Source organism: Roseateles sp. P1_C6 (assembly GCF_056406315.1).
Genome location: NZ_JBFUAK010000006.1, coordinates 241,954 through 255,580, shown reverse-complemented (window position 1 = coordinate 255,580; position 13,627 = coordinate 241,954). Strand labels below are relative to the sequence as shown.

17 protein-coding genes are annotated in these 13,627 nt (G+C 69.5%); 8 read left to right on the top strand and 9 right to left on the bottom strand.

Annotated elements, in window-relative coordinates; genetic code table 11:
• The first annotated feature begins 4 nt into the window (after positions 1 to 4).
• The 4 genes from AC1D29_RS15245 to AC1D29_RS15230 all read left to right on the top strand — a co-directional run bounded on the left by AC1D29_RS15245 (position 5) and on the right by AC1D29_RS15230 (position 4,605).
• Entirely contained in the window at positions 5 to 2,122 is a 2,118-nt protein-coding gene (locus AC1D29_RS15245) for a putative bifunctional diguanylate cyclase/phosphodiesterase (protein ID WP_477898796.1), read from the top strand.
• Positions 2,123 to 2,193: 71 nt separating this feature from the next.
• On the top strand, positions 2,194 to 2,358 hold the full coding sequence (locus AC1D29_RS15240) for a hypothetical protein (RefSeq protein ID WP_477898794.1): 165 nt from the start codon (positions 2,194 to 2,196) through the stop codon (positions 2,356 to 2,358).
• Positions 2,359 to 2,522: 164 nt separating this feature from the next.
• Complete coding sequence (locus AC1D29_RS15235; protein WP_477898792.1) at positions 2,523 to 4,223, top strand: NAD(P)/FAD-dependent oxidoreductase; 1,701 nt, start codon at positions 2,523 to 2,525, stop codon at positions 4,221 to 4,223.
• 163 nt (positions 4,224 to 4,386) lie between these two features.
• Positions 4,387 to 4,605: a hypothetical protein gene (locus tag AC1D29_RS15230; protein WP_477898790.1), complete on the top strand. Its 219-nt coding sequence runs from the start codon at positions 4,387 to 4,389 to the stop codon at positions 4,603 to 4,605.
• A 23-nt stretch (positions 4,606 to 4,628) separates the two neighbouring features.
• Here AC1D29_RS15230 and AC1D29_RS15225 read toward each other — a convergent pair whose 3' ends face one another.
• From AC1D29_RS15225 to AC1D29_RS15200, 6 genes are all read right to left on the bottom strand, one after another.
• Complete coding sequence (locus AC1D29_RS15225; protein ID WP_477898788.1) at positions 4,629 to 5,060, bottom strand: hypothetical protein; 432 nt, start codon at positions 5,058 to 5,060, stop codon at positions 4,629 to 4,631.
• A gap of 111 nt (positions 5,061 to 5,171) precedes the next feature.
• Positions 5,172 to 5,738: a transglycosylase domain-containing protein gene (locus tag AC1D29_RS15220; RefSeq protein ID WP_477898786.1), complete on the bottom strand. Its 567-nt coding sequence runs from the start codon at positions 5,736 to 5,738 to the stop codon at positions 5,172 to 5,174.
• A 25-nt stretch (positions 5,739 to 5,763) separates the two neighbouring features.
• Positions 5,764 to 6,030 (bottom strand): DUF7661 family protein, encoded by a 267-nt coding sequence (locus AC1D29_RS15215; RefSeq protein WP_477898784.1) that lies wholly within the window; start codon positions 6,028 to 6,030, stop codon positions 5,764 to 5,766.
• A gap of 42 nt (positions 6,031 to 6,072) precedes the next feature.
• Positions 6,073 to 6,531 carry a hypothetical protein gene (locus AC1D29_RS15210; RefSeq protein WP_477898782.1) on the bottom strand — a complete coding sequence of 153 codons (459 nt, stop codon included), beginning with the start codon at positions 6,529 to 6,531 and terminating at the stop codon, positions 6,073 to 6,075.
• On the bottom strand, positions 6,531 to 7,175 hold the full coding sequence (locus tag AC1D29_RS15205; protein WP_477898780.1) for a glutathione S-transferase family protein: 645 nt from the start codon (positions 7,173 to 7,175) through the stop codon (positions 6,531 to 6,533). Before AC1D29_RS15205 ends, AC1D29_RS15210 begins: the two co-directional genes overlap by 1 nt.
• Positions 7,176 to 7,185: 10 nt before the next feature.
• The gene (locus tag AC1D29_RS15200; RefSeq protein ID WP_477898778.1) at positions 7,186 to 7,425 is read right to left on the bottom strand and encodes a hypothetical protein; all 240 of its coding nucleotides are present in this window, start codon (positions 7,423 to 7,425) and stop codon (positions 7,186 to 7,188) included.
• A gap of 24 nt (positions 7,426 to 7,449) precedes the next feature.
• Here AC1D29_RS15200 and AC1D29_RS15195 point away from each other — a divergent pair, with 24 nt between their 5' ends.
• The gene (locus tag AC1D29_RS15195) at positions 7,450 to 7,731 is read left to right on the top strand and encodes a DUF427 domain-containing protein (RefSeq protein ID WP_477898776.1); all 282 of its coding nucleotides are present in this window, start codon (positions 7,450 to 7,452) and stop codon (positions 7,729 to 7,731) included.
• Between the two features lie 52 nt (positions 7,732 to 7,783).
• Here the strand turns inward: AC1D29_RS15195 and mltA are convergent, their stop codons facing one another.
• The 3 genes from mltA to apaG form a co-directional block, all read right to left on the bottom strand.
• Positions 7,784 to 8,794, bottom strand: coding sequence for a murein transglycosylase A (gene mltA, locus AC1D29_RS15190; protein ID WP_477898774.1), 1,011 nt, complete (start codon positions 8,792 to 8,794; stop codon positions 7,784 to 7,786).
• Positions 8,795 to 9,127: 333 nt separating this feature from the next.
• A complete protein-coding gene (locus AC1D29_RS15185) occupies positions 9,128 to 11,095 on the bottom strand; it encodes a site-specific recombinase (protein WP_477898772.1) in 1,968 nt (655 codons plus the stop codon).
• Complete coding sequence (gene apaG / locus AC1D29_RS15180; RefSeq protein ID WP_477898770.1) at positions 11,092 to 11,466, bottom strand: Co2+/Mg2+ efflux protein ApaG; 375 nt, start codon at positions 11,464 to 11,466, stop codon at positions 11,092 to 11,094. The genes AC1D29_RS15185 and apaG overlap by 4 nt, the downstream gene beginning before the upstream one ends.
• A gap of 62 nt (positions 11,467 to 11,528) precedes the next feature.
• Between apaG and AC1D29_RS15175 the strand changes: the two genes are divergently transcribed.
• Genes AC1D29_RS15175 through rpe form a run of 3 tightly spaced genes read left to right on the top strand, consistent with a single transcriptional unit; the run spans position 11,529 to position 13,623 of the window.
• A complete protein-coding gene (locus AC1D29_RS15175) occupies positions 11,529 to 12,281 on the top strand; it encodes a substrate-binding periplasmic protein (protein WP_477898768.1) in 753 nt (250 codons plus the stop codon).
• Positions 12,278 to 12,892, top strand: coding sequence for a DNA-3-methyladenine glycosylase I (locus tag AC1D29_RS15170; protein WP_477898766.1), 615 nt, complete (start codon positions 12,278 to 12,280; stop codon positions 12,890 to 12,892). The genes AC1D29_RS15175 and AC1D29_RS15170 overlap by 4 nt, the downstream gene beginning before the upstream one ends.
• A 35-nt stretch (positions 12,893 to 12,927) precedes the next feature.
• Positions 12,928 to 13,623, top strand: a complete 696-nt coding sequence (gene rpe / locus AC1D29_RS15165) for a ribulose-phosphate 3-epimerase (RefSeq protein WP_477898764.1) — start codon at positions 12,928 to 12,930, stop codon at positions 13,621 to 13,623.
• Positions 13,624 to 13,627 lie beyond the last annotated feature (4 nt).

The following is a 13,627-nucleotide window of genomic DNA, read 5'->3' as shown; positions in this document are numbered from 1 at the left end:
TGACATGAACGCGCCCGACACGGCTGCAGCGCCCGTGCGCGGCCTCACGCGGCGGCTGCGCATCCGCACCCGGCTGGGCCTGGCCTTCGGCCTGCTGCTGCTGCTGCTGCTGGCGCTGGCGGCGCTGTCGGTGCACCGGCTGACCGGCCTGTCCGGCGCGCTGAACCAGATCGTCGATGAACAGGCCGCCATCCGCGACTCGGTCAACGAGATCAACCGCAATGCCGAGGCCGTCGCCCGCAAGCTGCTGGTGCTGATGAGCCCCGACGCAGAGCTGCGCGTGGCCGCCTACCCCGAGATCGCCTCGGCCAACGCGCGGCTGGACGACGCGATGCAGCGCCTGTCTCTCGTGTTGCCCGCCGGCCCGCGCAGCGAACGCCTGGCCGATGTGCGCCAACGCCTGTCCGACTACCGCGCCAGCTACGTGGACGTGCGCGACCTCATCGAGCGCGACGACTTTCAGGCCGCGCGCGCGCTGCTGGGCAGCGACACCGAGTCCGCGCTGTCGCTGTTCGTCAGCGCCATCCACCAACTGGCCGCCAGCGAGGAGCGCGCCGGCACCGCCAAGGCGCGTGAGCTGCGCGACGAGATCGACGCCGACCGCACCGGCGTGCTGGCGCTGTGCATCGCGGCGCTGGTGGCCGGCGCGCTGCTGGCCGTGGGCGTCACGCGCTCCATCGTCAAGCCGCTCAAGCGCGCCGAGGACGGCGCCGAGCTGATTGCACAAGGCCAGTACGGCCACCGCATCGAGGTCGACTCCACCGACGAGCTGGGCCACATGGCCGCGGCGATGAACACCATGGCCGCGGCGGTGGGCGAGCGCGAGGCCGAGCTGCGCCACCTGGCCGACGTGGACCTGCTGACCGGCCTGCCGCAGCGCGCGCGCTTCATCGCCGACGGCGACCGGCTGCTGGCCAACCTGCCCGAGCGCGAACAGTTCGCCGTGCTGATCTGCATCGACGTGGACCGCCTGAAGGCCGTCAACAGCGTGCTGGGCTTTGACGCCGGCGATGCGCTTCTGCGGGGCGCCGCCGCCAAGCTCAAGGCGCTGTTCGAGGGCGTGGCCGCCTACGGGCGCCTGGCCGGTGGCACCTTCGCGGCGCTGGCGCCGGTGCTGCGCGTGGAGCACGGCGCGTCGCTCGCCGCGCAGCTGCGCGAGGAGGTCGAGCACAAGCTCTCCTGGCAGGGCCAGGCGCTGGACTTGTCCGTGTCGCTGGGCGTGGCGCACTGGCCGGAGCACGCCGCCGACACCGAGACGCTGCTGCGCCGGGCCGAGCAGGCGATGTTCGAGGCCAAGCGCCTGCACCTGCCGGTGGCCGTCTACAGCCCCAGCGTCGAGGCCGCACGCGCGCTGCACCTGAGCCTGCTGTCTGACCTGGCCACCGCCATCCAGCAAGACCAGCTGCGCCAGTTCCTGCAGCCCAAGCGCTGCCTGAAGACCGGCCGCATCACCGGCGCGGAGGCGTTGGTGCGCTGGCGCCACCCACAACGCGGTTGGCTGCCGCCGGCCGACTTCATCCCGTTCGCCGAGCGCAGCGGCCGCATCCGCCAGATCACCGACTGGATGCTGGCCCGCGCCGTGCGCACGCTGGCGGCCTGGGAGGCCGAGGGCCGCGAGCCGCTGTCCATCGCCGTCAACATCTCGACGCTGGACATCCAGGACCAGACCCTGCCGGCGCGGCTGGCCGCACTGCTGGCCGAGCACCGCGTCGACCCGGGCCAGTTGCAGCTGGAGGTTACCGAGACCGGGCTGATGGCCAGCGGCACCGACCCCATCGCCGTGCTGCATGCGCTCAAGAGCTGGGGCGTGCGCCTGGCCATCGACGACTTTGGCACCGGGCAGTCGTCACTGGCCTATCTGCAGCACCTGCCGGTGGACGAGCTGAAGATCGACCGCAGCTTCGTGCAGGACGTGGACGCCGACCCGCGCCGCCAGGCGCTGCTGAAATCCATCGTCAGCGTGGGGCAGGGCCTGGGCCTGACGGTCACGGCCGAGGGCGTCGAGAACGAGGCCGAGCTGGCCGTCATCCAGGCCTGCGGCTGCGACCTGATCCAGGGCTACCTGCTGGCCCGGCCGATGGACTTGCCGGACTTTGAGGCCTGGCGCAGCAAGGCAGGCTAAAATCGCCGACTTTCGTCGCTTTTTGCGTCTCGCCCCTGCAAGCGGGCTTTTTGATTCACTGGAGAGCCATCATGGGCAACAAGATCATCACCGAAGCGGACCGCCGCGCCACCCCCCGCCCCGCCGCCCCCAAGGGCGTGACCTTCACCGCCGGCAAGGGCCAGCTGAGCAGCCTGGAGCGCGGTGCGCACACCCGCTCCAAGAAGAACCCGGGCAAGCGCCCCCATTCGGGTTGAATTCCGGGCTGATCGCCTGACGATCTCCCACACACACAGGCCCTGCGGGGCCTGTTTGTTTTTGTTGTCGGATAAACACTGAACTGACAATGCCCCCACGTTCGCATCCGCGAACCACCCCCAAGGGGTTGCTCAGCGGCTCCGGACGGCCGCGCGCCGCTGACATGATCCGCATCACCGAACTCCGCCTGCCGCTGAACCACGCCGAGGACGCGCTGCGCCCCGCCGTGTTAGCGCGGCTCAAGCTCAGCGACACCGAGCTGGCCCACGTCCACGTCTTCCGCCGCGGCTACGACGCGCGCAAGCGCAGCGACATCCAGCTCGTCTACACGCTGGACTGCACCTTGGCCGACGGCGTCGACGAGGCCACCGTGCTGGCCCGCTTTGCCGGTGACCACCAGGTCCGCCCCACGCCCGACACCGGCTATCACTTCCTGGCCCAGGTCGGCGAGCACACCGGGCCCCGGCCCGTCGTCGTCGGCTTCGGCCCCTGCGGGCTGTTCGCCGCGCTGATCCTGGCGCAGATGGGCCTGCGCCCCATCGTGCTGGAACGTGGCAAGGCCGTGCGCGAGCGCACGCAGGACACCTGGGGCCTGTGGCGTGAGCAAAAGCTCCACCCCGAGAGCAACGTGCAGTTCGGCGAGGGCGGTGCCGGCACCTTCTCCGACGGCAAGTTGTGGAGCCAGATCACCGACCCGCGCCACCTGACGCGCAAGGTGCTGACCGAGTTCGTCAAGGCCGGCGCGCCGGACGAGATCCTCTACGTCAGCAAGCCCCACATCGGCACCTTCCGGCTGGTCAGCATGATCATCAAGATGCGCGCCGACATCGAGGCGCTGGGCGGCGAGATCCGCTTCCAGCAGAAGATGACCGACCTGCTCATCGAGGACGGCGCGGTGCGGGGTGTGCAGCTCGAATCCGGCGAGCAGATTGACACGACGCACGTCGTCATCGCGCTGGGCCACAGCGCGCGCGACACCTTCCAGATGCTGCACGCGCGCGGCGTGCAAATGGAGGCCAAGCCTTTCTCCATCGGCTACCGCATCGAACACCCGCAGAGCCTGATCGACGCGGCCCGCTTCGGCACCAACGCCGGCAACCCCATCCTCGGCGCGGCCGACTACAAGCTCGTCCACCACGCCAAGAACGGCCGCGCGGTCTACAGCTTCTGCATGTGCCCCGGCGGCACGGTCGTGGCCGCGACGAGCGAAGAGAACCGCGTTGTCACCAACGGCATGAGTCAGTATTCGCGCAACGAGCGCAACGCCAATGCCGGCATCGTCGTGGGCCTGACACCCGAGGACTATCGGCAGGATGGCAAGCGCGACGGCAGCCCTGTGAACCCGCTGGACGGCATGGCCTTCCAGCGCCTCTGGGAAAGCCGCGCCTACGAGCTGGGCGGCGGCGGCTACCTGGCACCGGGCGCGCTGGTGGGCGATTTCGTCAAGCGCCAGGTCAGCAAGGAATTTGGCGACGTGGCGCCCAGCTACAAGCCGGGCGTCACGCTGACCGACCTGCAGCAGAAGGGCCGTGGCTCGCTGCCGCCCTACTGCCTGGAAGCCATCCGCGAAGCCCTCCCCGCCTTCGCCCGCCAGATCCGCGGCTTCGACCGGCCGGACGCGGTGCTGACCGGTGTGGAGACGCGCACCTCATCGCCGCTGCGCATCAATCGCGGGCGGGACTATCAGAGCGTCAATGTGCGCGGGCTGTTCCCGGCGGGTGAAGGTGCCGGGTATGCGGGCGGGATCATGAGCGCCGGCGTGGACGGCATCGAGGTGGCCGAGGCGCTGGCGGCAGATCTGCTCGGCATGCCGGATGCGCCGGTATTGCAGGGCAAGGGGGCGAAGGCGGGTGGGCAGGTTTGAGCGACTAGCCCCGGAAACGCCACCAGGGCCGTTTGCGCCACCCTGCCCCTTCTTCGGGGGGCGGGACAGGGGGTTCGCCAAACAACAGACGGATGTTTTCTCGTGTCGAAAGGCTGCCGAAGGCATCCGGAACCGTCTGATCGAATGACGCCACGACCTCCCCTTGAACGAGAACTCGCAACGTAGACCCGGCCCAACCATAGACGGCCGTGCGCTCTGCGGTGACATCAAGCTCCAGCTGGCCCGGCAGCGCGGACACGGCGTGAAGCTCAACGGCCATGCCAGGCGGAAACGCCAGGCCCTCTGCCCAAGGTTCAAACCACAGATGAAGCAGGTGATCGCTCGGCGCCTGAAGGTGTTCGATGTGTTCGTGCATCGCTGACCAAGTCATCTGTACGCCGGACGCTAACCCAGGCGTATGCCAAACCCGCCCCGGTCGTCCTCATCGTCGCTGCGCAGCCAGCCCACGGCCGAGGCGATCAGCAGCGCGCCAAAGATGAGGCCCCCATACTTCCAATAGTTGTCGTCCTGGAGGACGTCGTCGCCCTGCGAGATGCGGATGCAGTTCTTGAAGAGCCGCGTGGAGCGGACCTCGATGCGGTCACCATCCTTCAGCCGCGTGTAGAGGGCGTAACCGACCGAGCAGGTCGACACCGCGCCGTCGATCAGATGCAGCGTGTAGCTGGTGTCACCGGTCTTGATGCCGCGATCATCGGCCTCGGTACGGCTGGTGTGCCGGTCGATCCGCAGCTGCTCGACGCGTGTGGGCAGCCCGGTGTCGGCGATCATTGCCAGGCCAACGAAAAAGAGAACACAGCGGAAGAGGAACCTGAGCAAGGGCAACTCCTTCTTGGGGCCTGGTGCCCGCCAGGGGGCGGGCGCGGCGACTATGCCAAGAAAGTGTTGGCGTTCATCGGTCAAGGCGGAGGTGAAAGTGCACGCGGCCCGTCAGGGCGCGTCCGGCGCAGACGCCGGCGGCTTGGCCAACAGCCGCTGAACGCGGCGTTCAAACCGCTCAGACCCCTCCACATAGGACGACGGCGACCAGGCGATGGCCACCAGCCTGGCGGCCTGCTCGGCGCTCACGTGCTCCAGCGCAAGGCCGAAGTAGCGCCGGGCAGCAGCGGCATAGCCATACACGCCGTTGCCCATGTGCGCCGTGGCGAGCAGCGTGCTGGTGATCTCCGCTTCGCTCAGATGCCAGGGCAGCAGCCACATCAACCCCCACTCCGTCGACATGCGGCGCAGCCCGCGCATGCGTTGACCGGCATCCAGCAGGTCCGAGGTGGCATACCGAGCCACATGCATGATGCCCCGGTCGCCATGAGATCGCCGCAGCATGTCGAGCACCACCGCCGGCGGTTGACGCTCGCCGGGCGCGGCGGTCTCCAACCGACGCTGGATGCGGTCGACGACAGGCCGGACGACCAGGATGTCGAAGGCCAGCACGCCCGTTGCGATGGCGACGAAGAGGGCTGCGACGGCGTAGCCCATCCACCGCAGCAGGCGCTTCATCAGCGTTCGCATCGACATGGCGATCTCACTCGAGCTTGCGCGCCGCGTTCGTCGCAATGCTGCCCGACGACTGCCGCTCGACCCTGAAGATTCCGCCCTTCTTGTACGCCGCCTGCTCATGAAACAGGTCGAACAGGAACTGCGCCAGCTCCTCGTCCACTACAAACGCCGGAATGACGAATCCGGCCGGCGCCCGCTTGCCGTCATTGCCGACTGCCAGCACCGACCAGCGATCACCGCTGCGTTCGATGTCCAGGAGGCGTCCGAAGACATTGAAGCGTTGGGTGGGCATCGCGGGCAAACCTTCTTGCGAAAGACTCGTTTGACGCCCAAGTCAGCGCGGGAACGAGACGGCGAAGTAGCAGCCGAGGCCGGCCAGCCAGACAAAGGCATGGGGCAGCGCGACATGTGGCCAGACGCCCACCCGCGCCAGCACCCACCAGGATTCCGAGTTCCACCAGGCCTGCCAGACGGCAGAGATCTGATGCGCACTGGCCAGATCCTGCTCGCCGCGGAAATGCGCCTCAATCTGCTCGACGCGCTCGTAATAGCCCAATTGAAAGCTCTTCCAGAAGGCCTCCAGCAACCAGAACATCAGCGCACCTGCCGAGGCGATCAGGAAGACCAGTTGACCCTTGCTGGCAAAGGCACTCACCAGCGAGGCCAGCCCGAAGGTCACGCTCCAGGCCTTGATCGTCAACGCGCGCCCGTCGAAGTCCTCGATCGTTTTCTGCAAGTGGTAGTACTCGGCCTGTAAGGCCGGATCGATGGGCGACGGCGGCTTGGTGGTCATCAGTCCTCCGGAAACCGCGCCCGCCACAACGCCGCCAGCCGCGGGTCGCGATCGACGCGGTGGACAACCGGCGTCATGCGCGGCGCCACCTCCTCGAAGCGCTCGCGCCAGGGCCCGAAACGCGAGACGACGGCGACGTAGAGGTCCAGCACCGTCAGCTCGTCGCCCAGCAGGTAGTCGCCGGGGTTGAGCTGCTCGTCCATGTTGGCCCAGCAGAAGGCGATGCGCTCGTGCACGGCTTGCACCACGCTCTCGCGGCAGGTCTGCGGTGCGCCGATGCGCCTCACATCGGGCTTGATCCAGTGCAGGGAATAGATGGCCGAAGACACGTAGACCATCCAGCGCAGGAACTGGCGGCGCAGCGGGTCGCTGGGCGCGGGTGCCAGGCCAGCCGCGGGGTCCAGGTCGGCCAGATAGATGAGGATGGCCGCGCTCTCGGTCATGACCTCGCCGTCGGGCAGCACCAGCGTCGGGATCTGGCGCATGGGGTTGGTGGGCGCGACCCGGTCGCGCGCGGCCTCCTCGGCCCAGGTCGCGCCTTCGATCAGCGTGTAGGGCAGGCCCAGCAGCGTCAGTGCGGCTTCGACGGCGACGGCGCCGGAGGCCTCGGCGCCGTACAGGGTGAGCGGTGGGTGCGTTTGCATGGCGCCGACGCTACTCCCCGGCCAGCATGTCGATCAACTCCTTCGCGAACGCCAGCGCGCCCTCCGGTGTCTCGAAATGCATCTCGTTGTTCAGCTCGACGACTTCGCCGTCCGGCCCCTTGTGCACGACCGACCACCCACCCGCGCCGCCATCGATGGCGAGCACGCCGAACTGCCCGGGGTCGAGGTCCCGGGCGCTGCCGGCGGTGACGACGATGTCGCGGCCGAGGTGGGAGTGGTAGCGTCGCATCCCTCGATTCTCCCGGAGCAGACGATGAAGGCAGTGTGGAACGGCGTGACCATCGCCGAGAGCGACGACACGGTGGTCGTCGAAGGCAACCACTATTTCCCGCCCGAAGCCCTGAAGAAGGAATACACGACCTTCTCCAACCACCGCAGCGGCTGCCCGTGGAAGGGCCAGGCGCAGTACCTCAGCCTGTTCGTCAACGGCGAGATGAACCCCGACGCGGTCTGGTACTACGCCGACCCGCTGCCCGCCGCGGCGGAGATCAAGGGGCGCTATGCGTTCTGGAAGGGCGTCAAGGTTTCGGAATAGATGGAGCCCCCGGTCGCGGCTCAGCCGCGACCGCCCCCGAGGGGGCTTTGGACTACGGTGCGGCCGGGCGCCCGTCTATGGGCCACAACGCCCACAGCCGCAGCGGCTGCTTGGTGCGGCTGGCCTGCAGCGCGGCGTCGTCGCCCCAGCCCCAGAAGAAGTCGGCCCGCACGGCACCCTGGATGGCGCTGCCGGTGTCCTGGGCCAGCACGAGGCGGCGCAGCGGCGTCGTGGACAGCGGCTCGGTGCTGTCCAGCCACAGTGGCGTGCCCAGCGCGATGAAGGCACGGTCGATGGCGACCGAACGGCCCGGCGTCAGCGGCACGCCCTGCGCGCCACGCGGGCCCACGCCGACGTCGGGCAGCGCCTCCTCGCGGAAGTAGACGACGCGCGGGTTGACGGCCAGCGCGTCGCGCACCTTGGCCGGGTTGCGGCGCGCCCAGTCGCTCAGCGTGCGCGGCGTCGCGTCGCCCACCTCGCCGCGGTCCAGCAGCGCTCGCGCGACGGACTGGAAGGGCTGGTCGTTGTGGCCGGCGTAGGCAACGCGCGTGATGCGCTCCGTGCCGCCGGCATCACGCAGCACGAGGCGGCCCGAGCCCTGGATCTGCAGTTGCAGCAGGCCGAAGGGGTCGTCCAGGTACGCCAGCTCCAGCGCGGTGAAGCGCGGGTTGGCGTCGATGTCGCGGCGCGGCGTGCGGCGCAGTGCGGCATCGCCGGGCAGCCCATGCAGCGGCCACTGGAAGGCGCCCTGGCGGGTGCGGCTGGCGCTGAGCTGGGGCTCGAAGTAGCCGGTCAGCAGGCCGGTTGCCTCACCGCCGTCGGCCGCGATGCGCCAGGGGCGCAGATGCTTCATCACGAACAGCGCCGCCTCGGTCGCGTCGCCCGGCGCCTGCAGCGCGGCGCGGGCGCAGAACTCGGCCCAGCCGGCCGCCGGGCGCTGGCAGCTGCCGAGCAGGGCCGGCCAGGCGGCGAGCAGGTCGTCACCGCCCCAGCCGGGCAAGTCCTTCCAGTCCGCGGCAACCCAGCGCGGCGCGGGCCGCGTTGCGGCGGGTGTCGACGGCACGGCCGGCCGTGGGTCCGGCGGCAGCAGGGGCGGCGATGAGCAGGCCGCCAGGCTTCCTAGAATCGCGCCCAGCACTCCCCGCGCCCACCACCCCATGCTGCTCCTCCTCCTCGAAGCCCTCGGCGCGCTGCTGATCTTTGTCTTCATCATCTGGTGGACCATGTTCTCGGGCCGCAACAAGGGCGAGCGGCGCGACGATCGCTGATCTTCACGCGGGCCGAGCGCCGGGCCGCTCCCAAGCCGGCCCGCTCAGGCGATGTGCTTGCGGCTCAACGCCGCAAGCATTGCCGTCCCCTCGGGGGGCCGGCCAAGGTACGCCTTGGACGAGGGGCTTCATCCTGGCGGGATCAGGAAGCTCAGCGGCTCGCGCCGCAGCCGCGCGCGGATGGCCGCGTAGACGCGCTTGCGGTCCGCCAGGCGAACGCCGCGCGAACGCATGGCCACCTTGAAGGCGCAGAAGAAGCTGACGCCCACGTTGAGCATGCCGATGCCTGCAATGCAGATGACGCAGGACCAGAAGGCCCAGGTCGCCATGACGCCGAAACCGAGCGCACCCACCGCGGCCGCGAGCTGGCCGGTGGACAGCGTCACATGGCGCACCTCCAGGTCCAGGCCGATGAAGCCGAACAGCGCCGGTGCCAGGCCGAGCATCAGGCCCAGGCTGATGTTGGCCGTCAGGCCCGAGATGTTGGCCCGCCACCAGTGCGACCAGCGCTGCGCGCGCGGCTGGCCCACGGCGGCGACGATGCGCGGGTTCCAGGCAATGGCGCTGTCCAGCCGGTGGAAGACGAACCAGTTCTCGACCCAGCCGGCGATCAGGCTGGACGCGAACAGCAGCGTGCCCGTGAAGGCGGCGAACAGCAGCGACGGCCCGGCCAGCTGCAGTGAATGCAGCACGTAATGCGCGTCGCGCTGACCCACCAGCGGCGCGCCGAAGGCCGCCCAGCACAGCCCCTGCACGGCCAGCACCAGCGGCGCCACCAGTGCCAGGTTGCCGATGACGCCGGCCACCTGCGAGCGCACGAGGTGGGTCACCTCGTCGACAAAGCCCTGCAGGCCGTCGTCGCGGTCGATGTAGAGCAGCTTGTCGGCCATCGCCGGCGCCGTCATCGCCGGCTGCTTGGTCGCCACCGTCCAGTGCAGCAGGTGGATGAGGACGAAGCACAGCGCGTAGTTCACGCCGGCCCAGAAGCCGCCCCAGAAGGCCGTGAAGCCCAGCAGCGCGATGCCGAACTTCAGGAAGGTGGTGCCGGCCAGCACGGCGCCACCGCCGGCGGCGCGCCTGAGCATGTCGCCGTACTCGGCGCGGCTGCGGGTGATGTAGTGCTCGCCGGTCTCGGCGCTGCGCTCGGCCACCTTGCGCGCCAGCAGCGAGTAGTGGCGCGCGAACAGCGTGCGCACGCTGCGCCGCTCGTGCACGACGCGCACCAGGCCGGCGACCAGGCGCAGCAGCTCGCGCTGCGGGTCGTCGGACAGCAGGCAGGCCAGCAGCGCCTCGATGCGGCCCAGCCGCGCGTCCAGTTGCTCGACCGAGAACATCAGGTCCACCGACACGCCGTGGACCTCCAGGTGCTCGGGCACCGTCTGCGCGGCGGCACGGCAGCCGTCCAGCAGCGCATGCAGGTATTGCATTGCCGGCGCCAGCACGTCGTCCTCGCGGTGCTGCAGCGCGCGCTCCACGGCCTCCCAGGCCGACGGCAGCTGGTGGAAGGGCTTGTCCTGCAGCAGCAGCTCGTCCATGCGCACGCGCAGCGGCCCGGCCAGGCCGGCCGCGTGCACACTGCTGATCAGCACGGTGATGGCCGCGCGCATCTCGACGCGCCAGCCACCGTCGGGCGCGGCGGCGAACAGCAGGCTCAGGCGGCCCAGCAGCTCGTCATCGATGGCGGCGATCCAGTCCTCGTCGGCCTCGTCGCCGAACAGCAGCTCGAACAGCGCCGCGAGGTCGCGCGTGTCCGTCGTCTGCGGCAGCAGACGGCGGCGCAGGCGGCCGAGGAACTCGTGCCACAGCGCCATGCGCGGCGCAAAGCCCACTTCGGCGAACAGCGCGACCGCGTCAACGTCGTTCCACACACCGGCGATGACGGCGGAGAAGCGGTAGGCATGCTCGGGATGCCGCTCCAACACGTTGAGCAGGTGCTTGAGCCGCACGATGGGCCGCGGCGTGCCGGCCGATGCCTCTTCACCCGGCGCCTGGCGCAGCCATTCCAGCAGCCGCACCAGCCACAGGTTGCGCTCGGCCAGAACGGCCTGCGGGTCGGCTGCGTTCAGCAGCGCGGTGAGGTCCCAGGCCTTGGTCAATGCAGGCTGGCGCTGTCGGCCAGAAGAAATTCGGCGACGTCGGCATAGAAGATGTCGCAGCCCTCCGTGGCGCAGAGGAAGCGCCCACGCATCGTGCCCTGCGGCGTGCCGATCTGCGCCCAGGAGCTGTACTGGAAGCTCTGGCCGGGCGCCAGCACCGGCTGGTGGCCCACGACGGCCAGGCCGTCGACGAGCTGCACCTGGCCGCGCGCGTCCGTGATCTCCCAGTGACGACCGATCAACTGGGCCAGCACGTCACCGGTGTTCTCTATCGTGACCGTGTAGCTGAAGGCGTACAGGCCTTGCTCGAGGTGGGTCTGCTCGGGCAGGGTCTGCACCGCGACGCTGCAACTGAATCGGGGGTTCGCCATCAGGTCATTCTCGCGGTCGGGGGCTATGCTCGGCGCATGTTCGTTGGGAAGCGTGATCCTAAGTGCTGCGTTGGCTCTGGCTGCTGAGTGCACTGCTGAGCCTCGGCGCCCAAGCGCAAGACCTGCACCTGCGCACGGTCCAGCAAAGCGGCTCGCTGGTCAAGTACGACCCCGACGGTGGCCCGCTCAAGCCGGGCCTGTGCCTGGAGATCCTGCGCGCCGTCGAGAAGCTGGACCCCGGCCTGCACTTCAGCGGCCTGGAGCAGCAGGTACCGCTCAAGCGCGTCGAGCGCCTGCTGGCCGAAGGCCTCGTGGATGCCTTCTTCTGCCTGCTGAAGTCGCCGGAGCGCGAGAAGCAGTGGCGCTACGTGCCGGTGCCGCTGTACACCATCCGCCATGTCGTCGTGCAGCGCGCCGACGACCCGCGCCATCTCGACACGCTGGCCGACCTGGCCGAACTGAGCCGGCGCCGGCCGGTGCTGGTCATGCGCGGCACGGCGCTGGCCCGCCGGCTGCTGGCTGCCGACGTGGCCATCGCCGAGGTGGCGTCCGAACGCGAGGCCTTGCAGATGCTGACGCTGCGCCGCGCCGATGCGATCTATGGCCAGGACATCAACCTGCAGCGCCATGTCGCCGAGACCAAGCTCGGCGACAAGCTGAAGGTGGGCCGCACCGCCTTCCAGGAAGAGGCGCAGTTCGTCGCGCTGCGCGCCGACCTGCCGCCGGCCCACGAGGAGCGGCTGACGCAGGCGTTGCGCAAACTGGAGCGCGACGGCACGCTGCGCCAGCTGACTGAAAAGTACCGAGGACCATGAAACCGCTGTTCCTGCCGCCCGATGGCCGGCCGCGCTGCGCCTGGTGCGCCGCCGCACCCGGCGATGACGCCTATCTGCGCTATCACGACGAAGAATGGGGCCGGCCGGTGGCGGACGACTTCCGCCTCTTCGAGAAGCTGTGCCTGGAAGGCTTCCAGAGCGGCCTGTCGTGGCGGACCATCCTGAACAAGCGCGAGGCCTTCCGCGCCGCGTTCGCGGGCTTCGACTACCACCGCGTCGCGCGCTTCGGCGAGGCCGACGTGGCGCGGCTGCTGGCCGACGCCGGCATCGTGCGCCACCGCGGCAAGATCGAGGCGGCCATCCACAACGCGGGGCGCTGCGTGGCGCTGGTGGCCGAAGAGGGGTCGCTCGCGGCCTACCTGTGGCGCTTCGAGCCGCCCAGGAACTCGGTGGCGCACAACCTGTCGCAGTCGCCGGCGTCCGAGGCCTTGTCCAAGGACTTGAAGAAGCGCGGCTGGAAGTTCGTCGGCCCGACCACCATGCATGCGCTGATGCAGGCCATGGGCCTGATCAACGACCACCAGCCCGGCTGCCATCACTGGGCCGGCGCGCAGCAGGCACGCGACAGCTTCCAGCGGCCGGGCCGCTGAAGGCCTGGGCGAGCAGGCTGCCTAAAATCACGGCCATGCCCGACGCCGCACCTCAATACCGCATCGCCCCCAGCCTGCTGTCCGCCGACTTCGCCCGCCTGGGCGAAGAAGTGAAGACCGTGCTGGCCGCCGGCGCCGACTGGATCCACTTCGACGTGATGGACAACCATTACGTGCCCAACCTGACCTTCGGCCCCATGGTCTGCGAGGCACTGCGCAAGCACGCGGTGCACCCGGACGGCACGCCCGCCGTCATCGACGTGCACCTGATGGTGCAGCCGGTCGACTCGCTGGCCCAGGCCTTCTGCCGCGCGGGTGCCGACGTGGTGACCTTCCACCCCGAGGCCAGCGCGCACGTGGACCGCACGCTGCAACTCATCAAGGCCGAAGGCAAGCAGGCCGGCCTGGTGTTCAACCCGGCCACGTCGCTGGACGTGCTGGAGTGGGTCATCGACAAGGTCGACGTGGTGCTGCTGATGAGCGTGAACCCGGGCTTCGGCGGCCAGAGCTTCATCCCGACGGCGCTGGCCAAGCTGCGGAAGGCGCGCGAGATCATCCGCAAGAGTGGCCGCGACATCCGCCTGGAGATCGACGGCGGCGTGAAGGTGGACAACATCCGCGAGATTGCCGCCGCGGGCGCTGACACCTTCGTCGCCGGCTCGGCCATCTTCGGCAAGCCCGACTACCGTGCCGTCATCGATGCGATGCGGGCCGAGCTGGCCCAGGCCTGAGGAC

What these genes read in the sequence shown, in the direction of transcription:
- AC1D29_RS15245 (WP_477898796.1), top strand. Translation starts at nt 5, where the DNA reads ATGAACGCGCCCGACACGGCTGCAGCGCCCGTGCGCGGCCTCACGCGG.
- AC1D29_RS15240 (WP_477898794.1), top strand. Translation starts at nt 2,194, where the DNA reads ATGGGCAACAAGATCATCACCGAAGCGGACCGCCGCGCCACCCCCCGC.
- AC1D29_RS15235 (WP_477898792.1), top strand. Translation starts at nt 2,523, where the DNA reads ATGATCCGCATCACCGAACTCCGCCTGCCGCTGAACCACGCCGAGGAC.
- AC1D29_RS15220 (WP_477898786.1), bottom strand. Translation starts at nt 5,738, where the DNA reads ATGAAGCGCCTGCTGCGGTGGATGGGCTACGCCGTCGCAGCCCTCTTC.
- AC1D29_RS15215 (WP_477898784.1), bottom strand. Translation starts at nt 6,030, where the DNA reads ATGCCCACCCAACGCTTCAATGTCTTCGGACGCCTCCTGGACATCGAA.
- AC1D29_RS15210 (WP_477898782.1), bottom strand. Translation starts at nt 6,531, where the DNA reads ATGACCACCAAGCCGCCGTCGCCCATCGATCCGGCCTTACAGGCCGAG.
- AC1D29_RS15205 (WP_477898780.1), bottom strand. Translation starts at nt 7,175, where the DNA reads ATGCAAACGCACCCACCGCTCACCCTGTACGGCGCCGAGGCCTCCGGC.
- AC1D29_RS15200 (WP_477898778.1), bottom strand. Translation starts at nt 7,425, where the DNA reads ATGCGACGCTACCACTCCCACCTCGGCCGCGACATCGTCGTCACCGCC.
- AC1D29_RS15195 (WP_477898776.1), top strand. Translation starts at nt 7,450, where the DNA reads ATGAAGGCAGTGTGGAACGGCGTGACCATCGCCGAGAGCGACGACACG.
- apaG (WP_477898770.1), bottom strand. Translation starts at nt 11,466, where the DNA reads ATGGCGAACCCCCGATTCAGTTGCAGCGTCGCGGTGCAGACCCTGCCC.
- AC1D29_RS15170 (WP_477898766.1), top strand. Translation starts at nt 12,278, where the DNA reads ATGAAACCGCTGTTCCTGCCGCCCGATGGCCGGCCGCGCTGCGCCTGG.
- rpe (WP_477898764.1), top strand. Translation starts at nt 12,928, where the DNA reads ATGCCCGACGCCGCACCTCAATACCGCATCGCCCCCAGCCTGCTGTCC.